Origin of the sequence: Bacillus halotolerans (genome assembly GCF_001517105.1) — a bacterium.
Taxonomy (GTDB): Bacteria; Bacillota; Bacilli; order Bacillales; family Bacillaceae; genus Bacillus; species Bacillus halotolerans.
The window spans coordinates 217042-240386 of sequence record NZ_LPVF01000012.1 but is presented as its reverse complement, the minus strand read 5'-3'; the positions used below and the strand labels follow the sequence as shown (position 1 = coordinate 240386).

Below are 23345 nucleotides of genomic sequence, written 5' to 3'. Positions count from 1 at the left end.
GGAGTGATACGGGTGACACGCCTATTAGAAGTAAAAGATTTAGCGATTTCATTTAAAACATACGGCGGAGAGGTCCAGGCGATCCGCGGAGTGAATTTCCATCTGAATAAAGGTGAAACATTGGCAATCGTCGGGGAGTCAGGCTCCGGAAAAAGTGTGACATCTCAAGCGATCATGAAGCTGATACCGATGCCCCCGGGTTATTTTAAACGCGGTGAGATTTTATTTGACGGCAAGGATTTAGTGCCGCTGTCCGAAAAAGAAATGCAAAATGTACGGGGGAAAGAGATCGGAATGATATTCCAAGATCCGATGACCTCTTTAAATCCGACAATGAAAGTCGGCAAACAAATTACGGAAGTGCTGTTTAAACACGAAAACATTTCAAAGGAAGCTGCGAAAAAACGTGCTGTTGAGCTGCTGGATTTAGTAGGTATCCCAATGCCGGAAAAACGGGTCAACCAATTTCCGCACGAGTTTTCAGGCGGGATGAGACAGCGTGTCGTCATTGCGATGGCGCTTGCAGCGAATCCGAAGCTTCTGATTGCCGATGAGCCGACAACTGCTCTTGATGTAACGATACAAGCGCAGATTCTGGAGTTGATGAAGGATTTACAAAAGAAAATTGACACGTCCATTATCTTTATCACTCACGATCTCGGTGTTGTGGCAAACGTTGCAGACCGCGTCGCTGTCATGTATGCGGGACAGATTGTAGAAACCGGCACGGTAGACGAAATTTTCTACGATCCGAGACATCCGTATACTTGGGGGCTGCTGGCATCCATGCCGACACTTGACAGCTCAGGAGACGAACAGCTGACGGCAATCCCGGGCACGCCGCCTGATTTGACAAATCCACCAAAAGGAGATGCCTTTGCGCTCCGGAGTCCATATGCGATGAAAATTGATTTTGAACAGGAGCCGCCAATGTTTAAGGTTTCCGATACTCATTATGTGAAATCGTGGCTGCTTCATCCTGATGCGCCAAAGGTAGAGCCGCCTGAAGCGGTAAAAGCGAAAATGCGGACGCTGGCGAATACGTATCAAAAACCTGTCTTAGTGAGAGAAGGTGAATAAATTGACGGAGAAACTATTAGAAATCAAACATTTAAAGCAGCACTTTGTTACGCCGAGAGGAACAGTTAAAGCCGTAGATGACCTGTCGTTTGATATCTATAGGGGCGAAACATTAGGTCTTGTTGGTGAATCCGGCTGCGGTAAATCGACAACAGGCCGAAGCATCATTCGGCTGTACGAAGCAACTGATGGCGAGGTGCTGTTTAACGGTGAAAATGTTCACGGTAAAAAATCCCGCAAAAAGCTGCTCGAATTCAACCGCAAAATGCAAATGATTTTCCAGGACCCATATGCATCGCTGAATCCGAGAATGACAGTCGCAGATATTATTGCAGAAGGCCTCGACATTCATAAGCTGACCAAAACGAAGAAAGAGCGTATGCAGCGGGTTCATGAGCTCCTGCAAACAGTCGGTTTAAACAAGGAGCATGCCAACCGTTATCCGCATGAATTTTCCGGCGGACAGCGGCAAAGAATCGGGATCGCGAGAGCTCTTGCCGTTGATCCTGAATTTATTATAGCGGATGAACCGATTTCTGCATTGGATGTGTCTATTCAGGCACAGGTCGTGAACTTAATGAAAGAACTCCAAAAGGAAAAAGGGCTCACATACTTGTTTATCGCTCATGATTTATCAATGGTCAAATACATCAGCGACCGTATCGGAGTGATGTATTTCGGAAAGCTGGTTGAACTTGCGCCGGCAGATGAACTTTACGAAAACCCGCTACACCCGTATACAAAATCATTGCTTTCTGCCATTCCGCTTCCTGACCCGGATTATGAGAGAAATCGTGTCCGCCAGAAATACGATCCGTCCGTGCATCGATTAAAGGATGGAGAAAAGATGGAATTCCGTGAAGTAAAACCAGGTCATTTTGTGATGTGCACGGAAGAAGAATTTAAAGCCTATTCATAAGTTGAAGATCCTTCAAAACAAATGTTTTGAAGGATTTTTTTATACAGGCTGATAGAAAGTAAGAGTCATATCTTTTACAATTAGAGGAAAAACGGAGGCGGACACTATTCAAATTATTCATCAGAAAAACGTCTTTGCGCTGCTTCTGTCGCAATCTCTGCAATCTTTAGCTGGAGTACTGGTGACAATCGTTTTAATGGTAAGGGTCTATCAAATGACCGACTCTGTCTTTTTTTCGGGTCTTATTTTATCATTCATGTCGTTTGCAAGTGTTGCGGCAAGCTTTTGCATTTCAGATGCACTCCATAAGCTTGGTTTTAAAAAGGTGCTTGCCGGTGCAAGTCTGCTGAGGGCGGTTTTTGCGATGCTAATCGCATACAGTGTCAGCCAAAACGGAATTTCCTCCTTGATCATGACGCTGCTGTTTGTTTTTTGTTTTTCATTTTCGGGCGCCTATTTTCAGCCGGCAAGGTTCGCGCTGCTGCCTGTCATTGTTTCAAAGGAGCATTACGTGAAAGCAAACAGCGTGATTTCACTCGCTAATCAATTGTTTTTAACAGCTGGCTGGGGACTTGGAGGTCTTCTTACATATGCTGTATCTTTTGAGTTCGTTGTCGGCAGTGCCATATGCCTGTTTGTTTTTTCCGGAGCTTTCATCAGCCTGCTTCATGCGAACGATGAAGGAACGAAAAGAACAGCTGAAGCAGCATCTGCCAGAAGTGTATGGAAGGATTTGATGACAACCCCGATTGTAAGAGACATCACTGCAATGGACATGATAGAAGCTCTTGCCGGCTCAGTTTGGTCATCTGCCATTCTTTTGGCTTTTACAGTGGCTGTTCTGCATGAAACAGAAGTGTGGTGGGGAATCTTTAACGCTTCTTATTTTATAGGTGCTATGATCGGCAGTGTCATCGCCATCCATTTTTCTGCATTTTTTGAGCGAAACATGGGGTACGTGATTATATTCAGCTCACTTGTGATGTCAGTGCTGACATTTTTCTTTGCGATTTCTCCCTTGCCGTTTTTATGCGCCCTGGCTTGCGCGGCAATGGGGCCTTTTTATCAGGTCAGAGATATTTGTCAGGAAACCGTATTGCAGGAGGTCATTCCGGCACATAAGCGCATCGGGATCATGGCTGCCAAAAACGCGCTGTTGACTCCTTGGTCTGGTGTTACTTATTCCATCATGGGACTGCTGGCTGATGCTGCTGGTGCAAAAACAGCTTTTATTTCGGCGGCTGTATTATACGGCATGACTTTTTTGATTGCGTTGGCGCAGCCCGGCCTGAGTCATTACAAACGGGAAAAACACGCGAATTGAGCATGACCAAACATCTCCGGTGGAACGACGAATCGTCTTACTTGCCGAAAAAAAATGAAACCATGCGGAAAGTTCGTACGTCTTTATTGATGTAAGGCTGTTTAAACAAGAAGAAATGGGGTATATCTAAAAGTATGAAGACAACGAACTCATAAGGAGCAAATCAATGAACTGGTACGAAAAGCTTAGCGAGTACTTTCCAATTGAAGAATTGAAATCAAAAGCGCATATGGAAGCTCTTTTGAAAGAGCGAAGCGATATTTATCATAAAGATGAAGGCAAGCATCATATTTTAATGTTTGCGGAATTTGAATCTTTTATCTTCGTTGATTATCTGTATGTGTCAAAAGATGCAAGAGGGCAGGGGCTTGGGGGCAAACTGCTTGCCAAGCTGAAAAAGAAAAATAAGCCGATATTGCTTGAGGTGGAGCCTGTGGATGAAGATGATGCTGATACAGAAAAACGCCTGAGATTTTATCAAAGAGAGCATTTTAAGCATGCTCAGTCAATTGGGTACCGGCGCCGGTCATTGGCTACGAATGAAGTCAACAAGATGGAGATTCTGTACTGGTCACCGAAAACAGAATCAGAAGAAGAAATTCTTGAAGCCATGAAACAGACATATGAAAACATTCATACTTATAAAGATGAGAAATGGTACGGGGAATCATACGAAAAAACGGATGAAGTCCTGACACTCATTGATGAAGAAAAGCAAAAAAATATTTTCGATGAGTTAAGCTAATTGAGAATGCAAACACATGAATAAAATAAAAATTTGCTGGATTGACACATTTTTTTCTTAGGACACTGTTCACACTTACTTTTTTATAGTATAATACCTATAAAGATTCCTTTTTTAGAGTAATTTCAATTTAAGAATAAAATAGATGTTCATCCTACTAATTAGAGGAGTGAAGATGAATGGTTACATTATACACATCACCAAGCTGTACTTCATGCAGAAAGGCGAGAGCGTGGCTCGAGGAGCATGAGATTCCTTATGTAGAAAGAAACATTTTCTCTGAACCTTTATCAATTGATGAAATAAAACAAATCTTAAGAATGACTGAGGACGGAACAGATGAGATCATCTCAACCCGTTCAAAAGTATTCCAAAAATTGAATGTGAACGTTGAATCAATGCCGCTGCAAGACTTGTACCTCTTGATCAACGAGCACCCAGGGTTGCTTCGCCGTCCGATCATCATCGATGAAAAACGTTTGCAGGTCGGATACAACGAAGACGAAATCAGACGTTTCCTGCCAAGAAAAGTCCGCTCTTTCCAATTAAGAGAAGCACAGCGTTTGGCAAACTAATAGATCGCACGTTAAAAAGAAGGCTGAGACATCATCAGCCTTCTTTTATTTTTCAACCTGCTGATAATAAATGCTGGCAAGGATGACAAAGACGACAGTTAAAATGGGGAGAAGCGCTTCAACGGCCCCGTGCTGAGCCATAAAAAAAGACAGCTTTTTATCCCGGACAATCATTTCTCCGCCTGTATAAGCCAATAATCCGCTTCCCGCATAAATCAATAAAGGTATTTTCTCAAGCGCGATGTGGATAAGTTTGCTGCCCCAAATAATAACCGGCACCGATACACACAGACCAATCATAACGAGAGAAAGCTCACCGTGCGACGCTCCTGCGACAGCAATAACATTGTCCAGCGACATAAACAGGTCTGCGAGTACAATTGTTCGTATGGCTTTCCACAGAGAGGTGCTGCTTTTGACGTGCTGGGCGTCTTTTTTTTCAATTAATAGCTGGTATCCCAAATATAGAAGGAAAATTCCGCCGGCGCATTGCAGGAAAGGAATATTCAAAAGATAAACCGCTGCGCTTGTTAATCCGATTCTCATCGCAACGGCGATAAATGTTCCGAGAATAATGGCTTGCTGTCTTTGCTTGTCCGGTAAATTTCGGCTGGCCATGGCGATCACGACTGCATTATCGCCGCCGAGAATCAGATCAATTCCGACGATAAGCAGCAGCGATATCAGATAGTCATGCTCCATGAATCGGCACCTCGCTTTCGTTCCATCGCTTGTACCACTAATATATGAAGCGGGAGGCAATTTATGATAGCGGTGCGGAAGACAAGCCATTTTTTGGCCGAAGATGCATTTTTATTTCTTTTGTGACTGATTTATCATAAAATAGAAATACAAAGGAATTCACACTTGCCTTGGTTCAAGGTTAAGATGTGGACGGAATGGGTAAAGTGTAGTAAAGTACTATTAATCGGGAGCTTAGATGTCCCTTCAACATCTTATATAGAAGGGAAGGTTGGCAAATGGAAATTGAAAGAATTAACGAGCATACAGTAAAATTTTATATGTCTTATGGAGATATTGAAGATCGCGGTTTTGACAGAGAAGAAATTTGGTATAACCGTGAGCGCAGTGAAGAACTATTCTGGGAAGTTATGGATGAAGTTCATGAGGAAGAGGAATTCGCTGTTGAAGGTCCTCTTTGGATTCAAGTTCAGGCACTGGACAAAGGATTAGAAATTATCGTCACCAAAGCCCAGCTTTCCAAAGACGGACAAAAGCTCGAACTGCCGATTCCTGAGGATAAAAAGCAAGAACCAGCATCTGAGGATCTTGACGCCTTGCTGGATGATTTTCAAAAAGAAGAGCAAGAAGTCAATCAGGAAGAGAAGGAGCAAAAGCTTCAATTTGTCTTACGGTTTGATGACTTCGAAGATGTAATTTCTCTATCTAAATTAAACGTTAACGGAAGTAAAACGACTTTATATTCGTTTGAGAACCGATATTATTTATATGTGGATTTTTACAATTTGACTGATGAAGAGGTTGAAAATCAGCTAAGCATCCTGTTGGAGTACGCGTCTGAATCCTCAATCAGCATACACCGTCTTGAAGAATACGGCAAGCTGGTTGTATCAGAGCACGCTCTTGAAACGATAAAAAAACACTTTGCATCATAGCAGACCGATTTCTTGACGGAAATCGGTTTTTTTCTATTTCAAAACAACATATTGAAGCTGGAAAATCAAAAACATACATATAGGCAAAACATCAGCGAACAGGAGTTCATCGGTTATTTCCAGAAAGAGTTATGAATCTGGAAAGGAGAGATGACAATTGTTTAGTGCTGTGACAGAAGACGGCCAAGTGTTTCACCTCATAGGCAGGCAGAGGAGAGAACAATTAAAGCAGACCAGGTTTTTCTGCCCGGTGTGTGCTGAGGAGCTCGATGTGAAGCTAGGGTCTCAGAAAGCGCCGCATTTTGCCCATAAACAGAACAAGTCCTGCACGATAGACATAGAACCTGAGAGCGCCTATCACTTAGAAGGAAAACGGCAGCTTTATGTATGGCTGAAAACGCAAATGGCTTCCCCGCTCTTAGAGCCGTACGTGAAAGAGATTAAACAAAGGCCCGACATCTTGGCAAAAGTAAAGGGGGATACGCTTGCAGTTGAATACCAATGCGCGACTCTCGCTCCAGATGTCTTTCAAAAAAGAACAGCCGGTTTCAAACAAGCAGGAATGATACCGCAGTGGATTCTTGGAGGCAGCCGCTTAAAACGGACATCATCATCCTTTTACCAGCTGTCCGCTTTCCATTGGCAGTTTATCAATGCCAGTCCGAACAGTGATCTGTTATGTTACTGCCCCGAAACACATTCTTTCCTGAGGCTCAGCCGCATGATCCCGTTTTACACAACCCATTTTTACTGCTCCGTCCAAACGATTCCAATCCGCCAGGCAGCGGCTGAAGATTTATTTTTCACTGAACCAGATTCGTCGTTTAAGCACTCAGATTGGACAGGAGCCATTCTCCGTTTTCGCCGCAAAACTCATCGGTTTCTCTCTAAAGATATGAATCGGATCAGGCTTCTGTTTTATGAAAAACGGCAAACACCTCTCTCTTTTCTTCCGACAGAGGTGTTTGTTCCTGTAAAGAAAGGAGCTGTTTTTAAGAGTCCCGTTTTTGTATGGCAGGGCTATCTTTATCTGTTTATTACCGATCTTGGATATAAACATGCGCCCATTCGCTTTTCAGCCGTTTTGCAGCACTGCAAAATACACATTCATAAAAAGAACATTCTGCTAAGAGGCGTATACAGGGATCAGGATTTCATTGAGGCGGTTAAACAGTACATTGAGTTTTTGTGCAAGAAGGGATTTTTGAGGGAGACTCAGAAAGAAGTATATGTGCTGAATCAGCCCGCAAAGCGGAGCCAATCATTACAGGATCTCATTGAAAAAGACAGAAGCTGTTTTATCGAATGAGTTTTCCTGATTTGGCTCACCCTAAGACAAAGGTGGTGGGCTGGTTGTGAGAAGCACAAAAGGAAAGGTTTTTCGTGTTTTTACTGCTTTTTTGGCATTCGTTCTCTTCATAACTGCATATGATTTGACAAATGGCAGTGAAAAACCGGAAGATATTCACAACACAAGTTTATTGAGAAACAACCGTTTTTTCAATTGGCTTGAATCAAAGAAAACGAGGGGGATCACCATGGCTGAGGAAAAAAAAGCTAATCAACTGCCTGACCGAAGCGAGGTAAAGGCAGAGGACACATGGAGACTAGAGGATATTTTTCCTAGTGATGAGGCCTGGAATAAAGAATTTCAAGCTGTCAAAGAATTAATACCGGATTTATCTAAGTATAAAGGCAAGCTGGCTGATTCAGCTGATCATTTATACGAAGCCCTTACTTACCAAGATAAGGTGATGGAGCGTTTGGGCAAACTTTACACATACGCGCATATGCGCTCAGACCAAGATACCGGGAACTCCTTTTATCAGGGGCTTAATGATAAGGCTGGAAATCTGTATACACAGGCCGCAAGCGCAACAGCCTATCTTGTTCCGGAGATTTTATCCATAGAGGAAGACAAACTGCAGCAGTTTATTCTTGAAAAAGAAGAGCTGAAGCTTTATTCACACGCGATTGAGGAAATCACAAAGGAACGCCCGCACGTGCTGAGCGAGAAGGAAGAAGCGCTGCTGGCTGAAGCTTCTGAGGTGCTGTCTTCGTCGTCAAATACGTTCAGCGTGTTAAATAACGCCGATATTACATTCCCATCTATTAAAGATGAAGAGGGAAATGAAAAACAGATCACTCACGGCAATTTTATTAATTTCTTAGAAAGCGAAAACCGCGAAGTCCGCAAAAATGCGTTTGACGCTGTATATAAAACATACGGACAATATAAAAACACAATGGCGACTACCTTGAGCGGGACTGTGAAAAAAGACAACTTCTACGCAAGAATGAAAAAGTACAAATCAGCACGCGAAGCTGCGCTTTCTAACAACAGTATCCCTGAAGAGGTATACGACAATCTCGTCAAAACGATTAACAAGCATCTTCCGCTGCTGCATCGCTATATTGCACTGAGAAAGAAAGTGCTTGAGCTGGATGAAGTGCATATCTATGATCTGTATACACCGCTTGTGAAGGATGCGGGGATGAAGGTTACGTACGAGCAAGCTAAAGATTATATGCTAAAGGGGCTTGCACCTTTAGGAGAAGAATACCGCTCTATCTTAAAAGAGGGGCTTGAAAACCGCTGGGTTGATGTTTATGAAAATAAAGGGAAACGCAACGGCGCTTACTCTTCTGGAACATACGGCACAAATCCGTATATTTTAATGAACTGGCATGATAACGTCAATAATCTCTTTACGCTGGTCCATGAGTTCGGCCACTCTGTTCACAGCTACTATACGAGAAAACATCAGCCATATCCTTACGGCAATTACAGCATCTTTGTCGCGGAAGTTGCCTCCACGACAAATGAAGCGCTGCTTGGTGAATATTTGCTGAACAATTTAGAGGACGAAAAACAGCGTTTATATATTCTCAACCATATGCTTGAGGGCTTTAGAGGAACCGTCTTCAGACAAACGATGTTTGCAGAATTTGAACATCTTATCCATATAAAAGCGCAAGAAGGAGAGCCCCTGACACCTGAGCTTCTGACCAATGTATATTATGATCTGAATAAAAAGTATTTCGGAAACGACATGGTGATTGATAAAGAAATCGGACTCGAATGGTCACGGATTCCGCATTTCTATTACAACTACTATGTATATCAGTATGCGACAGGGTACAGTGCGGCCCAGGCGTTAAGCAGCCAAATTTTGAAGGAAGGCAAGCCTGCGGTTGACCGTTATATTGACTTCCTGAAAGCGGGCAGCTCACAATATCCGATCGACATCCTGAAAAAAGCGGGCGTTGATATGACGTCTCCAGAACCGATTGAAGCTGCGTGCAAAATGTTTGAGGAAAAGCTTGATGAGATGGAAGAACTGCTGTTAAAAGTAAAGCAGTCTTAAAAAAAATTGCCTGTGCATAAATGATGCACAGGCTTTTTAAAATCCTTTAAAGGTTTTCCGATGGTTCAGGCGATACAAGGTAAACAGAATAGACAGAAACAGCAGAGGGGATGTAATGTAAAGAGGCAGCATATGCATCATAGCCAATAAATTTAAACAGAAAAAAACAACAATGCACACAATTGAGATCACATTAAACATCATGGCGATCCTCCTCGTCCTTGTTCCTTACAAGCATATGAATGAAATCTGTCAGTTATGTTTTGTGACAAAAATATGAACATTAAGCTTAATGGTTGTCAACAGTCGACAACTTTTGATATGATAAGGATGTGAAATTGATCACAAACAAACATTACCCCTTTGTTTGACCGTGAAAAATTTCTCCCATCCCCTTTGTTGTCGTTAAGACATATGAAACCGCGCTTATCCCGGCGCGGTTTCTTTAGTGCTTTGAACGGAACATACGTTTGGTTTTTGTGCAAGAAAACAGCCCCAAGCATATACACGCCTGCGGCTATTTTTCACATGATTGGTATTCATCAGAACTGCTGGTGAGGGACTGCCAAAACATTCCGTGCTTGGCCTCTACTTTGGCAACCTTTTTAGCAAACGCCAATTTTTTCATTTCCTTTTCTACCTCTTCAAGACTCAAATCATATACAAGAGCGATTTCCTTAGAGGCAACGAAACGGAAATATTCAATAAAACATTCCAGAGGCGGTGTTTCCGACGGCTTCGGCTCGTCGCCAAGCATCTCAAATAAGATTTCTTCATATACATGATATGAATAGCTGCCGGGGACCTTAAGTCCTTCGTCTTCATGCTGCGTATTAAAAAACGTCAGCGTCGGGGTGGCTGTAACATCCATCTCAGCCGCGATTTTCATGTCACATTGAAGCGCCTTTACCGCGCTTTGGGAGTGAAGGTCTTTTTGAAATTCCTCGAGATCTAGGCTTGTTTTTGACGCTATTTCCAAAAGCACGTTTTCATCCGTAATATTCTTCTTCGAAACGAACAGACTCTCTTGCATATTCCGAAGAAATTGCATACCGGCTCTTCTTCCTTGAAGTTCGGCTGCCTTAAATGCGAGAGCGGCCATATATGGAGAAGAGAGCGGCTGACCTTGCTCAAACCATACACTGCCGTCACACGGCATACCGGAGCGGCTAGCGATCTTTTCCCAGGCTTCTGCCAGAAGATGCTTTTTGCGTTTCTTATTTAACGCTGTAAGGCTTGCGGATGCGATGATGCGTAAGGTGAAAAAACGCCCGTATCTGATTTTCATTTTTTTTATGACAGGCTCTAAGGACCAGCATTCGGGACATAAAGGGTCAACAAACATGTAGATTTCCAGCGGTTTTTTTGGATGGCCGTGGCAATGGGCGAAGTATTGCTCATGCTGATAGTTTGTCAATATGATCGATCCTCCGCTTCTGTTTGATTCACCATATGCCTTGCTGTCAACTCCAGCCGGCCAAACAAAAATTCACGAATATCGCCCTCTAGTCCTACATGGTCCATTGCGTCTTTCATACAGCTGAGCCACGCATCGGCCCTCTCGTTTGTAATTGGAAAGGGTAGATGTCTTGCCCTGAGCATGGGATGGCCGTGTTCCTCAGTATAAAGGGGAGGCCCGCCTAAATACTGTGTCAAAAATTGCTTCTGTTTCCTGGCCGTTTCTGTTAAATCGCTCGGAAATATGGGCTTAAGCAAAGGATGAGACGCGACACGCTCATAAAAAGTATCAACAAGTTGCGATAGAAGTTCTTCTCCAATCGCTTCATAAGGTGCGTTAAACGATTGTCCCATGTTGACTACTCCTTTAAATATGGCTAATAGGAATCATAATTCCTATTGCAAAAAGTTATTTTCTGTATTTATTTCAATTCATCTATGATTTATTTTAGCAACAAGGCATCATTTCTACAAACAAACTGCCTTTTATGTGCTTGAAGACAGGGTTCGGCTTTAGAGCCGGGTTTGTATTTCATATCATATCACATACAAATCATGAATGTGTAAGATTTCACTCCGCAAAAAAACCGGAGGGCAAGAGCCGCTCCGGTTACGCGTAATAGGTTGCTGTTATTTTTTTTACATAGTTTTGAGTTTCTCTGAAAGGCGGAATGCCTCCGTATCGATCAACGTTTCCCGGTCCGGCGTTATAAGCTGCTAACGCCATGGATACATTGCCATCATATTTATCCAGCATTTGTTTTAAATACTTCGTTCCGCCCTCAACGTTTTGCTGCGGATTAAGCGGATTGGAAACGCCAAGTGAGGTTGCTGTTGACGGCATCAGCTGCATTAAGCCCATTGCGCCTGCACCGCTGACGGCTTTTGCATTAAAGCCTGATTCCTGTTTGATGACAGCGCGGATTAATTTTTCATCGACTCCGTATTTGTCAGAGGCTTTTTTTATAGCGCTGTCGATTGAGAAGTCACCCGAACTGATGTTTTTATCCTCTTGTTTGTTTGAGGAGACATCAACAGCGGCTGTTTCAGTGCTTTCACTCGCTTTTGTCATTTGGCCGACATTGCCGTTTGAATAGGAGGTAAGACCGTAAGCTGAAAGCAGTGACGGCGATGTCCCGTAAACGCTGTTCAGCTGGCTGAGCGGGCTTGAAGATGCTGCTGATGCTGTTGTTTGCTGGGACAGTCCATTTGTATATTGGCTGAGCAAGGAGCTGAAGCTTGAAAGCGGGCTTTCGGCACTTTGACCGCCCGTGCTGCTTGCATTTGATATAGACTGTAATGCCTGAAGCTGAAGGAGAGCCGCCCAATTCGTTACGTTCACTATGTCATTCCACCTTATATAGACTTTCGTTTTTCTTCATAAAAACGCTGAATTTTATTTTTGGTTTCGCGCAGAGGAATACTGAATTGCTGAAGCAGCTTTTCAAAGGCCAGTTTGCCTTCATGCCAGTCAGCCGCCTCAAATTCGATTTCATAATCCTCTTTATTTAAATATCGGCTGTGATCTAAAACTATTAAACCTTTTTCTGTTTCTTTTTCTGCACGATTTGTTGCTAAAGATCCAAAATAATGAATGGCGTCTGTATCGATGTGAAGCTTCTTCAGCTGGTCCTCGACAGGGCCTTTCGGAATCGTGAAACGTGTAAAGTCGGATACGCCGGAAAGTTTCTGGTGGGTTTCCAGAAGTCCGACTTCAGCCGGCTCTTTTAACGTCAGCACATACTCGCCATTTTTCTCGCGTATTCGAAGCGCCGCATGTTTTTGTTTCAGTGCGAAGCTGTTTGTATCAAAATAGTGATTCTCTTGATTTGTAAATTCTTTTTCTGTCAAGTGCAGTGCTGCAGCTATGTTTTCAAATTCATGTTTTGTCAGCAGATTTTTAAATTCAATTTCAATTTCTTGGCTCATGATTGTCTTCCTTTCAGCTCTGTAAATCTCATTTTTACTATTATCTCTTTAGATGTTTGGTTTATCAATATCGAGCTTGATATGATAAAATGAATCTGTACTTTGTTTATAAAGGAGAGCATTATGCAAAACAGAATCGAAATCTTAAATGCAACACTATCGGACGATGAGCTTCGCCTTACCTGTGAGACAGAAGGGAACGAAGCAGAACGCAAGCCGTCAGGTCAAATGCTTGTTGATTCTGACAACATTGCTTTTGTATACATACTTGAATTAGCTGATTCTTTTGAATATGTCATGATAAAGGAACATATATGGCCTGAACTGAAGCAGGCCCATGATCAAAGAAAACCGATTGTTTTAGAGGCAGGGAAGGAAAGCATTGAGCTGTCAGGCCTCTATGAGGAGCTGGAGTATCTTTTAGAAAATATTAAAGATAATGCGAACTACGGAGAAGAAATGGAAGAAAAAGTGAAACGCGTATTTCTATAGAAACTGGTGCTGAATTGGGGGATGTATGATGGATGACAAGCAACGGGAGCGTTTTTTAGTGCCGTACCGCCAGGCTGTTGAAGAATTAAAAGTGAAGCTCAAGGGGATCCGCACGCTTTATGAATATGAGGATGACCATTCACCGATTGAGTTTGTGACAGGACGCGTCAAGCCTGTGGCGAGTATACTCGAAAAAGCCAGACGGAAAAGCATACCGTTACATGAAATTGAAACCATGCAGGATATCGCAGGCCTTAGGATCATGTGCCAATTTGTCGATGACATCCAATTTGTAAAGGAAATGCTGTTTGCCCGAAAAGATTTCACCGTTGTGGATCAGAGAGATTATATTGCAGAACATAAAGAGAGCGGGTATCGGTCATATCACCTTGTCGTGATGTATCCTTTGCAGACGATATCCGGAGAGAAACATGTTCTTGTTGAAATACAGATCCGTACACTGGCGATGAATTTTTGGGCGACCATTGAGCATTCATTAAATTATAAATACAGCGGAAACATTCCTGAAAAAGTAAAACTGAGGCTCCAGCGCGCTTCTGAAGCGGCTTCGCGGCTTGATGAAGAGATGTCGGAGATCAAGGGTGAAATACAGGAAGCTCAAGCTGCCTTTTCTAGAAAGAAAAAAGGAAGCGAGCATCAATAGGTAAAGGGGAAGAAAAAGCATGAAATTTGCCGTATCGTCAAAAGGAGATAATGTTTCTGATACGCTGAAAAGCAAAATACAGGCGTATTTATTGGATTTTGACATGGAACTGGATGAAAATGAACCGGAAATCGTCATTTCAGTCGGGGGCGACGGGACGCTTTTATACGCTTTTCACAGATACAGCGACAGGTTAGATAAAACAGCTTTTGTCGGCGTTCACACGGGTCATCTTGGGTTTTATGCGGACTGGGTTCCTCATGAAATTGAAAAACTCGTGCTCGCAATTGCGAAAACACCGTATCATACTGTGGAATATCCGCTCCTTGAAGTGATCGTGACCTATCATGAAAATGAGCGAGAGGAAAGATATTTGGCGTTAAATGAATGTACGATTAAAAGCATTGAAGGAAGCCTTGTGGCGGATGTGGAAATCAAAGGGCAGCTCTTTGAAACGTTCCGAGGCGACGGTCTTTGCCTGTCCACGCCTTCCGGGAGCACAGCCTATAATAAAGCGCTGGGCGGAGCAATTATCCACCCATCCATCAGAGCGATTCAGCTGGCGGAAATGGCATCTATCAATAACCGCGTATTCCGGACGGTCGGATCACCGCTCCTTCTCCCTTCCCATCATGATTGCATGATTAAACCGAGAAACGAAGTTGACTTTCAAGTAACAATTGACCATTTAACCCTGCTTCATAAGGATGTAAAGTCCATCCGCTGCCAGGTTGCATCCGAAAATGTAAGATTTGCAAGATTCCGTCCGTTTCCGTTTTGGAAAAGAGTCCAGGATTCATTTATCGGAAAAGGTGAGTAGAAAGAGGACGTATCGTGGAGCAATTTATTATTGAAAAGAACATCACTTCCGCTGAAGACGGAATGACCTTAAAGGAATATGCGGGCGAGCTGGGGATTTCGAAACGTCTGCTGACCGACATCAAGTTTAGCGGAGGAGATCTTCTCATTAACGGTGAGCATGTGACTGTTAAATACGTATTGAGAGAGGGAGACCTTCTTGTTGTAAAGTTTCCTGAGGAACAGGTGAGCGAGACGCTTTTGGCCGAGCCTGTTCCGCTCGATATTCTGTATGAGGATGAACACGTGCTTGTGATAAACAAACAGCCGTATGTGTCATCTATTCCGTCGCGAGAGCACCCGGCGGGAAGCATCGCAAATGGCATCATCCATCACTACCAAAAAAACGGAGTGCGGGCCACGGTTCACCTTGTCACCCGGCTAGATCGGGATACGTCAGGTGTCATGCTGATTGCCAAGCATCGCTTTGCCCACTCCATTTTATCGTCGGCGCAAAAAAACGGCCTTGTGAAACGCAGATATGTTGCGGTTGTGCATGGACATATGACAAAGACAGAGGGAAAGATAGACGCCCCGATTGGCAGACATCCTGACAGTATCATTGAACGGATGGTGACACCGGGCGGTCAGAAGGCTGTTACTCACTTTCGTGTCACACGTATAACAGATGACTTAACCTCGGTGGCATTGCAGCTTGAGACAGGGCGGACCCACCAGATTCGCGTCCATATGAGCTATCTCGGACACCCGCTGTGCGGCGATACGTTGTACGGCGGAACGAGACAAAAGATTGACAGGCAGGCGCTGCACAGTGAGCAGCTGTCGTTTATCCACCCGCTGACGCAGGAGAATATGACGTTTCATGCGGCTCTGCCGCACGATATGCAAGAATTAGTTAAAGGAGAGAATCATTAAAACGATTCTCTCCTTTTTTATATGGGGCGAAATCTAGATTCGTCATAGGGCATAGAGCTTGGAACGGAGACTGTCTCCAGTTCGGGAAAACGCAAGGCCGTCAGTTCATTCCCAAACACACAGCCCGTATCAATGTTAATGGTGCGATTTATGATGCGGGGCTCTTTAACAGGTGTGTGTCCGTATACAACCCATGCTTTCCCATTATAGGCGGCGGCCCAATCCCTCCTGACGGGTCTGCCGTCCGGATACGTTTCACCCGTCACATCGCCGTAAAGCACAAAGTCCTTTACTCTCCTTGTGTTTTTGCCGATATCGTCAGCCTTTATGCCAGCATGGGCGACAACCAATTCTCCATTATGTAAGATGTCGTAAAGCGGCGCAGTTTCATAAAGCTTCATAAATTGTTCGCTGACTTTTCTTCTTTCTTCCTCAGAAAGTGCTTTAAGCTCTGCCGCAGTTGTTTCAAGACCGTGCATCACTTTAACGGGATTTCCTTTTAAGTAGCGGTATAGCTTGTTGCAATGATTTCCCGGGACATAACGCACTGCTCCTTGTTCATAAGCGCCGGCTACAAAGCGGATGACTTCAATTGATTTAGGGCCTCGGTCTGTCAAATCCCCGGCAAAAACAAGCATCCTGCCTTCATCATGTACAGGCAATCCATTTTTTATTGTGTATCCAAGTCTTTCTATCAGGGCTGTCATTTCATCGTAGCAGCCATGAATATCGCTGATAATATCGTAGTAAGCCATGCAGCATCCTCCTTACTCATGATTTTATTTATTATGAAGCAAATTGCTGTGAGTCATCACCAGCTTTTATGTGCAAATTATAGAAGAATCATTTTCTAAAAAAAAATGAGACCTTATTACTTTATTTTTCATCATTACCCTTGTTAAAATCGCGTTATGTTTTTTTAAAAGGAGGTTCAGATTATGGCGCATACATCTGTCGCATCATTAGTTGTCGTACTTATCGTTGCATTTCTAACTCCCATCCTTTTGCATCGGTTTAAACTCAGCATCCCTGTTGTAGTTGCTGAAATTATTATGGGATTGATTATAGGAAAAAGCGGTCTTAATTTAGTTGTGGAGGGTGATACTTGGCTGCAGACGCTCTCTATGCTCGGATTTATCTTTTTAATGTTTTTAAGCGGGCTTGAAATTGATTTTTCATCCTTTGAGAGAGGAAAGAAAAAGCAGTTTCTGCAAAACGGCAAGGAAGCACCCAATACATTTGCCACAGCATCCATTATTTTTATCGGTATTTTTATTTTATCATTGCTGCTGTCCTATGGGTTCGTCTTGGCCGGATTTATCCAAAATGCTTTTTTAATGACGCTTATTATTTCTACGATTTCGTTAGGTGTTGTTGTTCCAACCTTAAAGGAAGAACGGATCATGGATTCAAACATCGGGCAGATTATCCTGCTTGTTGCTGTGATTGCTGACTTGGTCACTATGATTCTTCTTGCTGTATTTTCTTCTCTATACGGAGAGGACAGCGGAAACATGTGGCTCTTGATGATCCTGTTCGCAGCCGGAGTAGTGCTCTACTTCTTCGGCCGGGTCTTCAAACACCGTTCTTTTGTTCAGTCCATGTCAAAAGGGACGATCCAGATCGGGACTCGTGCTATTTTCACCTTAATTATCGTACTGGTGGCTCTGTCTGAATCACTGGGGGCAGAAAATATTCTCGGCGCTTTCTTAGCGGGCGTGCTTGTTTCCCTGCTCTCGCCGAACAAGGAATTGGTTCAGCAGCTTGATTCCTTCGGCTACGGGTTCTTAATACCGATTTTCTTTGTGATGGTCGGTGTAAAATTGGATATTTGGACACTTTTTCAGGACCCGAAAATTTTAGTGATGATTCCGCTGCTGCTTATGGCGCTGTTAGTAAGCAAGATTCTTCCTGTCCTGTACTTGAAGAAATGGTATGATAACCGCACAATATTGGCGTCTGGTTTCCTGCTGACATCAACGCTCTCTCTTGTGATTGCCGCTGCGACAATCGGCCAGCAGCTTCATGTCATCAGCGCGAATATGTCAGGAGCGCTTACGCTGGTGGCGGTTATTGCAAGTATTTTTACCCCAGTCGGTTTTAAAAAGCTGTACAAAAAACAGGAGCAGCCGGAGGAGAAAAAGAAGATCACATTTATCGGCGCTAATCAAATGACACTGCCTGTGACACTTGAATTGCCTGAGAGCGAGTATGAAGTGCGTGTCGTGCACGTTTATCAAGAAAACGCTGAGGAAAAGCTGTCAGACTCAGTATTTTCCGTCGAAACGATTTCTGATTATGAGCATCAAACCCTTGAATCACTCGGTATATTTGATACAGAAATCCTTGTAGTGGCGACAGGGGATGAAGACATGAATACGGACATCGCATTATACGCCAAAGAAAAAGGAACAGAAAGAGTCATTGCCAGCACCGGATCACCGGAGAACGAAGCGAAATTGAAAGAGCAGGGCATCAGCATCTTTTCCATCTTGCTGTCGACCAAAACGCTGCTTCGCGCGCTGATAGAAGCGCCTGGCGTCATGAAACTGCTCACGAACCAGGAGTCTTCGCTGTATCAAATTAATATGGAAAACAGCAAATACGATGGCGTGATTCTCCGAGAATTCCCTTTAACAGGCGACGTGATTTTTGTCAGGATTTTCCGGGGTGTGGACAGCATCGTTCCTCACGGCGATACAAGACTGAAAATCGGAGACCGCTTAATTGTCACCGGATCACGCGGGTACGTAACGGATCTTAAGAAAACATTGGAAGGATAATATCTTGACCAAATAAGGATTCGTGTTAATATAGAGGTGCAGAACAATTCAATATGTATTCGTAAAACCACTAGGGGTGTCCTTTATAAGGGCTGAGATAAAAGTGTGACTTTTAGACCCTCATAACTTGAACAGGTTCAGACCTGCGTAGGGAAGTGGAGCGGTATTTGTGTTATATAACTATGCCAATTCCAAACCACTTTTCCTTGCGGGAAAGTGGTTTTTTTATTTTTCAGACAGGGGGAATGACGTGTGAAGTTTTCAGAAGAATGCCGCAGTGCAGCCGCGGAATGGTGGGAAGGCAGCTTTGTCCATCCGTTCGTTCAGGGGATCGGTGACGGAACGCTTCCGATCGACCGCTTTAAATATTACGTGCTTCAGGATTCTTACTATTTAACTCATTTTGCAAAGGTGCAATCGTTCGGAGCCGCTTATGCGAAGGACCTTTATACAACGGGACGTATGGCCAGCCATGCTCAAGGTACATATGAAGCGGAGATGGCGCTTCATCGCGAGTTTACGGAGCTTTTGGAAATCAGTGAGGAAGAACGGAAGTCATTTAAGCCATCTCCTACCGCTTACTCCTATACATCCCATATGTACCGTTCGGTTTTGAGCGGGAACTTTGCAGAAATCTTGGCAGCTCTTCTCCCGTGCTATTGGCTTTATTATGAGGTTGGTGAGAAATTGCTGACATGTGATCCGGGGCATCCGATTTACCAGAAGTGGATTAGCACATACGGCGGTGACTGGTTCAGACAGCAGGTGGAAGAACAAATTAACCGCCTGGATGAGCTGGCGGAAAACAGCACGGAGGAAGTGCGCGCCAAGATGAAAGAGAATTTCGTTATTTCGAGCTATTATGAATATCAGTTCTGGGGAATGGCTTATCGAAAAGAAGGCTGGTCAGACAGCGGCGTAAAAGAGGTGGAAGGGCTTGGAGCTGCACGCCATAACTGATGACCGCAAGCCGGTTGAAGATCTAGTGAGATCAATTATAGCTATTCAGGATGAGGTTGATTTCATCCATATTCGTGAACGGTCTAAATCGGCGGCTGACATTTTGAAACTGCTGGAGCTTATTTCTGAAGGCGGTGTTGATAAGCAAAAGCTGGTGATGAATGGCCGGGTTGATATTGCGCTTTTTTCAAATATTCACCGCGTTCAGCTGCCGAGCAGCAGCTTTTCGCCGAAACAAGTAAGAGCCAGATTTCCTCACCTGCACATTGGGCGATCGGTGCATTCACTGGAGGAAGCGCTTCAGGCAGAAAAGGAAGACGCTGATTATGTTTTGTTCGGCCATGTGTTTGAAACGGATTGCAAACAAGGACTTGAGGGCAGAGGCGTGTCTTTGCTTTCAGAAATCAAACAGAGGATCTCGATTCCGGTTATTGCAATTGGCGGAATGACACCTGCCAGATTAAGAGAAGTGAAACAAGCAGGTTCAGACGGTATCGCTGTCATGTCTGGAATTTTTTCTTCCGATGATCCTTTGGAAGCTGCCAGACGATATTCCCGCAAGCTAAAGGAGATTCAGTATGAAAAGGCATTATGATGCAGTTGTCATTGGAGGCGGAATCATTGGTTCCGCGATAGCTTATCAGTTGGCAAAAGAAAAGAAAAACACCGCATTGCTTGAAAGCGGAACAATCGGCGGCAGAACAACAAGCGCCGCGGCAGGGATGCTTGGCGCCCATGCTGAGTGCGAGGAGCGGGATGCGTTTTTTGATTTCGCCATGCACAGTCAGCGTTTGTATCAGGGTCTTGGAGAGGAGCTGTTTGCCTTATCCGGCATTGATATCAGAAGGCATGATGGCGGTATGTTTAAGCTTGCATTCTCAGAAGAAGACGTGTCACGCCTGAGACGTATGGACGATTTGGATTCTGTCAGCTGGCATACAAAAGAAGAAGTGCTGGAAAAAGAGCCGTATACGGCCGGTGAGATTTACGGGGCGAGCTTTATTCAGGACGATGTTCATGTTGATCCTTATTTTGTATGCAAGGCATACGCTAAATCGGCTAAAGCGCTTGGTACGGAAATTTTTGAGCATACTCCTGTTCTCGATGTGACACGTGGCGGTGAATCCATTTTGGTCAAAACAGCGTCCGGTGACGTGCATGCAGACCATGTCGTGGTTGCCAGCGGGGTCTGGAGCGGGATGTTTTTTAAACAGCTCGGGTTGAACCAGTCATTTTTTCCTGTAAAAGGAGAGTGCTTGTCTGTTTGGAATGATGATATTCCGCTGACAAAAACACTTTATCATGATCATTGCTATATCGTACCGAGAAAAAGCGGCAGACTGGTTGTCGGCGCGACGATGAAGCCTGGTGATTGGAGCGATAAGCCGGATCTTGGCGGACTTCAGTCGGTTATGGAAAAAGCGAAAACGATGCTGCCGGCGATTCAGAATATGAAGGTTGATCGTTTTTGGGCGGGACTGCGTCCAGGGACAAAGGACGGAAAACCATACATTGGCAGACACCCTGAGGACAGCCGCATTTTATTTGCGGCGGGCCATTTCAGAAACGGGATTCTGCTTGCTCCTGCAACGGGTGCTTTCATCGGTGATCTCATGATGAATAAAGAGGTCAAGGCAGACTGGCTGCACGCCTTTCGAATTGATCGCAAGGAGGCGGTTCAGATATGATGCTTCAGCTGAACGGTAAACAAGTTGAGTGGGATAGAGACACAGGTACGATTCAGGATCTGCTTGCGTCTTATCAGCTTGAAAATAAAATCGTGATCGTTGAAAGAAATAAAGAAATTATCGGCAAAGAACAATATCACGAGGTAGAGCTTTCTGATCGTGATGTCATCGAAATTGTCCATTTTGTAGGAGGCGGATGAGAATGTTAACAATTGGCGGGAAACAGTTTCAATCAAGGTTGCTGCTGGGCACGGGAAAATATCCATCGTTTGACATTCAAAAGGAAGCGGTGGCTGTTTCAGAGTCTGATATTTTAACTTTTGCTGTGCGGAGAATGAATATCTTTGAAGCGTCTCAGCCTAATTTTCTGGAGCAGCTTGATTTATCCAAATATACGCTTCTGCCAAATACAGCAGGCGCCAGCACGGCGGAAGAAGCAGTTCGAATTGCACGGCTTGCGAAAGCATCCGGGCTTTGTGACATGATTAAAGTCGAAGTCATCGGGTGCAGCCGTTCCTTGCTGCCCGATCCTGTGGAAACGTTAAAAGCGTCTGAACAGCTTCTTGAAGAAGGATTCATTGTACTGCCGTACACCTCGGATGATGTGGTGCTGGCGAGAAAGCTTGAAGACCTTGGTGTTCATGCCATTATGCCGGGGGCTTCTCCGATTGGATCGGGACAGGGGATTTTAAATCCTCTGAATCTGTCATTTATCATTGAACAGGCGAAAGTGCCGGTCATCGTGGATGCCGGAATCGGATCGCCAAAAGATGCGGCATATGCAATGGAGCTTGGAGCGGACGGCGTACTGCTGAATACAGCCGTATCAGGCGCGAACGATCCGGTGAAAATGGCACACGCCATGAAGCTCGCAGTAGAAGCAGGACGTCTATCTTATGAAGCAGGCCGCATTCCAGCCAAGTCATATGGGACGGCAAGCAGTCCGGGAGAAGGTCTTCCTGTATGACGGACAGGTATTCCAGACAGGAGCTATTTGCTCCAATCGGCCGCGAAGGCCAGAAGAAACTGAGAGAGGCGCGCGTTGTGATCATCGGCGCCGGCGCACTGGGAACAGCCAGCGCAGAGATGCTGGTGAGAGCGGGAGTCGGATCGGTGAAAATCGCCGATAGAGATTACGTCGAATGGAGCAATCTGCAGCGCCAGCAGCTTTACACAGAAAATGATGTCAAAAAGGAACTGCCGAAAGCAGCAGCTGCTGAGCAGCGTCTTCGTTCCATTAACAGTGATGTGGATGTGACCGGACTTGTCATGGATGTCACAGCAGAAAACGTATCGGAGCTGATTCGCGGCGCATCAATCATTGTAGATGCCGCCGATAATTTTGAAACCCGGCTCATTGTTAACGATGCTGCGGTGAAAGAAGGCATTCCGTTTCTTTACGGCGCTTGTGTGGGGAGCTACGGTCTCGCGTTTACTGTATTGCCGGGAGTAACACCCTGCCTTCATTGTTTACTCGATACTCTTCCGATTGGCGGTGCGACATGCGACACAGCCGGCATTATCAGCCCGGCTGTTCTGCAGGTTGCTGTCCTTCAGGTGACAGACGCCCTGAAACTGCTGACGGGAGAGGAAGGCGAGCCCGTGCTGCGCTCCTTTGATCTGTGGAAAAATGAGCGGTCAGAGGTAAGAGCAGCGGGACTTAAAAATGACTCGTGTCCAAGCTGCGGGACAAAGGATTTTCCGTTTTTATCATACGAAAACCAAACGAAAGCAGCAGTATTGTGCGGCAGAAACACGGTGCAAATCAGATCCTCTTTCACAAAAGAAGCAGATCTTGACGTGATGGCGGGACAGCTGAGGCAGGCGGGGCTAGAAGTAGCAGCGAATCCGTATTTAATATCCTGCCGCTCGGATGACATGAAAATGGTGCTGTTTAGGGACGGCAGAGCATTGATCCATGGAACAAATGATATTGTCAGGGCAAAATCCATCTATCATAAATGGATCGGGTAATAAAAGGAGTGTAGT

27 protein-coding genes and 1 riboswitch are annotated in these 23345 nt (G+C 44.5%); of the genes, 20 read left to right on the top strand and 7 right to left on the bottom strand.

Annotated features, from left to right (window positions below):
• Window positions 1–3: 3 nt before the first annotated feature.
• The 5 genes from oppD (at window position 4) to spx (ending at window position 4643) form a co-directional block, all read left to right on the top strand.
• Window positions 4–1080, top strand: a complete 1077-nt coding sequence (oppD, locus tag AU387_RS16545; RefSeq protein WP_082687942.1) for an oligopeptide ABC transporter ATP-binding protein OppD — start codon at window positions 4–6, stop codon at window positions 1078–1080.
• A gap of 1 nt (window position 1081) precedes the next feature.
• Window positions 1082–1999: an oligopeptide ABC transporter ATP-binding protein OppF gene (gene oppF / locus AU387_RS16540; protein ID WP_024120917.1), complete on the top strand. Its 918-nt coding sequence runs from the start codon at window positions 1082–1084 to the stop codon at window positions 1997–1999.
• A 106-nt stretch (window positions 2000–2105) separates the two neighbouring features.
• Window positions 2106–3323, top strand: coding sequence for an MFS transporter (locus tag AU387_RS16535; RefSeq protein WP_082687941.1), 1218 nt, complete (start codon window positions 2106–2108; stop codon window positions 3321–3323).
• A gap of 166 nt (window positions 3324–3489) precedes the next feature.
• On the top strand, window positions 3490–4068 hold the full coding sequence (locus AU387_RS16530) for a GNAT family N-acetyltransferase (RefSeq protein WP_059293039.1): 579 nt from the start codon (window positions 3490–3492) through the stop codon (window positions 4066–4068).
• A 179-nt stretch (window positions 4069–4247) separates the two neighbouring features.
• The gene (gene spx, locus AU387_RS16525; RefSeq protein ID WP_010333748.1) at window positions 4248–4643 is read left to right on the top strand and encodes a transcriptional regulator Spx; all 396 of its coding nucleotides are present in this window, start codon (window positions 4248–4250) and stop codon (window positions 4641–4643) included.
• Between the two features lie 45 nt (window positions 4644–4688).
• On the opposite strand, the gene AU387_RS16520 is transcribed toward spx, so the two are convergent.
• Window positions 4689–5345, bottom strand: a complete 657-nt coding sequence (locus tag AU387_RS16520) for a TerC family protein (RefSeq protein ID WP_044156385.1) — start codon at window positions 5343–5345, stop codon at window positions 4689–4691.
• A gap of 186 nt (window positions 5346–5531) precedes the next feature.
• Between AU387_RS16520 and AU387_RS21665 the strand changes: the two genes are divergently transcribed.
• From AU387_RS21665 to pepF, 4 genes are all read left to right on the top strand, one after another.
• Window positions 5532–5657 carry a hypothetical protein gene (locus AU387_RS21665; protein ID WP_120698858.1) on the top strand — a complete coding sequence of 42 codons (126 nt, stop codon included), beginning with the start codon at window positions 5532–5534 and terminating at the stop codon, window positions 5655–5657.
• The gene (gene mecA, locus AU387_RS16515) at window positions 5624–6280 is read left to right on the top strand and encodes an adaptor protein MecA (protein WP_024120921.1); all 657 of its coding nucleotides are present in this window, start codon (window positions 5624–5626) and stop codon (window positions 6278–6280) included. Before AU387_RS21665 ends, mecA begins: the two co-directional genes overlap by 34 nt.
• A gap of 157 nt (window positions 6281–6437) precedes the next feature.
• Window positions 6438–7589, top strand: a complete 1152-nt coding sequence (locus AU387_RS16510) for a competence protein CoiA family protein (RefSeq protein ID WP_059336270.1) — start codon at window positions 6438–6440, stop codon at window positions 7587–7589.
• A 229-nt stretch (window positions 7590–7818) separates the two neighbouring features.
• Complete coding sequence (gene pepF / locus AU387_RS16505; protein WP_169793538.1) at window positions 7819–9648, top strand: oligoendopeptidase F; 1830 nt, start codon at window positions 7819–7821, stop codon at window positions 9646–9648.
• A gap of 36 nt (window positions 9649–9684) precedes the next feature.
• Here the strand turns inward: pepF and AU387_RS20795 are convergent, their stop codons facing one another.
• From AU387_RS20795 to AU387_RS16485, 5 genes are all read right to left on the bottom strand, one after another.
• On the bottom strand, window positions 9685–9852 hold the full coding sequence (locus tag AU387_RS20795) for a hypothetical protein (protein ID WP_024120925.1): 168 nt from the start codon (window positions 9850–9852) through the stop codon (window positions 9685–9687).
• A 313-nt stretch (window positions 9853–10165) separates the two neighbouring features.
• A complete protein-coding gene (gene spxH / locus AU387_RS16500; RefSeq protein WP_044156379.1) occupies window positions 10166–11065 on the bottom strand; it encodes a protease adaptor protein SpxH in 900 nt (299 codons plus the stop codon).
• A complete protein-coding gene (locus tag AU387_RS16495) occupies window positions 11062–11460 on the bottom strand; it encodes a globin domain-containing protein (RefSeq protein ID WP_010333756.1) in 399 nt (132 codons plus the stop codon). The genes spxH and AU387_RS16495 overlap by 4 nt, the downstream gene beginning before the upstream one ends.
• A 256-nt stretch (window positions 11461–11716) precedes the next feature.
• Window positions 11717–12448, bottom strand: coding sequence for a bifunctional muramidase/murein lytic transglycosylase (gene cwlQ / locus AU387_RS16490; RefSeq protein ID WP_059336268.1), 732 nt, complete (start codon window positions 12446–12448; stop codon window positions 11717–11719).
• A 14-nt stretch (window positions 12449–12462) separates the two neighbouring features.
• Window positions 12463–13035, bottom strand: coding sequence for a CYTH domain-containing protein (locus AU387_RS16485; protein WP_059336267.1), 573 nt, complete (start codon window positions 13033–13035; stop codon window positions 12463–12465).
• Window positions 13036–13158: 123 nt separating this feature from the next.
• On the opposite strand from AU387_RS16485, the gene AU387_RS16480 reads away from it, so the two are divergent.
• The 4 genes from AU387_RS16480 to AU387_RS16465 are packed head-to-tail and all read left to right on the top strand — an operon-like array spanning window position 13159 to window position 15925.
• The gene (locus tag AU387_RS16480) at window positions 13159–13527 is read left to right on the top strand and encodes a UPF0738 family protein (RefSeq protein WP_024120929.1); all 369 of its coding nucleotides are present in this window, start codon (window positions 13159–13161) and stop codon (window positions 13525–13527) included.
• Window positions 13528–13555: 28 nt separating this feature from the next.
• Window positions 13556–14191: a GTP diphosphokinase gene (gene yjbM, locus AU387_RS16475; RefSeq protein WP_059336265.1), complete on the top strand. Its 636-nt coding sequence runs from the start codon at window positions 13556–13558 to the stop codon at window positions 14189–14191.
• Window positions 14192–14210: 19 nt separating this feature from the next.
• Complete coding sequence (locus AU387_RS16470) at window positions 14211–15011, top strand: NAD kinase (protein WP_010333761.1); 801 nt, start codon at window positions 14211–14213, stop codon at window positions 15009–15011.
• A gap of 14 nt (window positions 15012–15025) precedes the next feature.
• Complete coding sequence (locus AU387_RS16465) at window positions 15026–15925, top strand: RluA family pseudouridine synthase (protein ID WP_059336263.1); 900 nt, start codon at window positions 15026–15028, stop codon at window positions 15923–15925.
• Window positions 15926–15942: 17 nt separating this feature from the next.
• Here the strand turns inward: AU387_RS16465 and prpE are convergent, their stop codons facing one another.
• Window positions 15943–16680 (bottom strand): bis(5'-nucleosyl)-tetraphosphatase PrpE, encoded by a 738-nt coding sequence (gene prpE, locus AU387_RS16460; protein WP_059336261.1) that lies wholly within the window; start codon window positions 16678–16680, stop codon window positions 15943–15945.
• Between the two features lie 183 nt (window positions 16681–16863).
• Here prpE and AU387_RS16455 point away from each other — a divergent pair, with 183 nt between their 5' ends.
• From AU387_RS16455 to thiF, 7 genes are all read left to right on the top strand, one after another.
• Window positions 16864–18708, top strand: a complete 1845-nt coding sequence (locus AU387_RS16455; protein WP_044156372.1) for a monovalent cation:proton antiporter family protein — start codon at window positions 16864–16866, stop codon at window positions 18706–18708.
• A 62-nt stretch (window positions 18709–18770) separates the two neighbouring features.
• Window positions 18771–18879, top strand: a riboswitch (TPP riboswitch).
• A gap of 81 nt (window positions 18880–18960) precedes the next feature.
• Complete coding sequence (tenA, locus tag AU387_RS16450; protein ID WP_044156371.1) at window positions 18961–19668, top strand: thiaminase II; 708 nt, start codon at window positions 18961–18963, stop codon at window positions 19666–19668.
• The gene (gene tenI, locus AU387_RS16445) at window positions 19646–20263 is read left to right on the top strand and encodes a thiazole tautomerase TenI (protein ID WP_044156370.1); all 618 of its coding nucleotides are present in this window, start codon (window positions 19646–19648) and stop codon (window positions 20261–20263) included. The genes tenA and tenI overlap by 23 nt, the downstream gene beginning before the upstream one ends.
• On the top strand, window positions 20247–21356 hold the full coding sequence (gene thiO / locus AU387_RS16440; RefSeq protein WP_059336259.1) for a glycine oxidase ThiO: 1110 nt from the start codon (window positions 20247–20249) through the stop codon (window positions 21354–21356). Before tenI ends, thiO begins: the two co-directional genes overlap by 17 nt.
• Entirely contained in the window at window positions 21356–21556 is a 201-nt protein-coding gene (thiS, locus tag AU387_RS16435; protein WP_081638285.1) for a sulfur carrier protein ThiS, read from the top strand. The genes thiO and thiS overlap by 1 nt, the downstream gene beginning before the upstream one ends.
• Window positions 21553–22323: a thiazole synthase gene (gene thiG, locus AU387_RS16430; RefSeq protein ID WP_082687940.1), complete on the top strand. Its 771-nt coding sequence runs from the start codon at window positions 21553–21555 to the stop codon at window positions 22321–22323. The genes thiS and thiG overlap by 4 nt, the downstream gene beginning before the upstream one ends.
• Window positions 22320–23330 (top strand): thiazole biosynthesis adenylyltransferase ThiF, encoded by a 1011-nt coding sequence (gene thiF / locus AU387_RS16425; protein WP_059336256.1) that lies wholly within the window; start codon window positions 22320–22322, stop codon window positions 23328–23330. Before thiG ends, thiF begins: the two co-directional genes overlap by 4 nt.
• Window positions 23331–23345 lie beyond the last annotated feature (15 nt).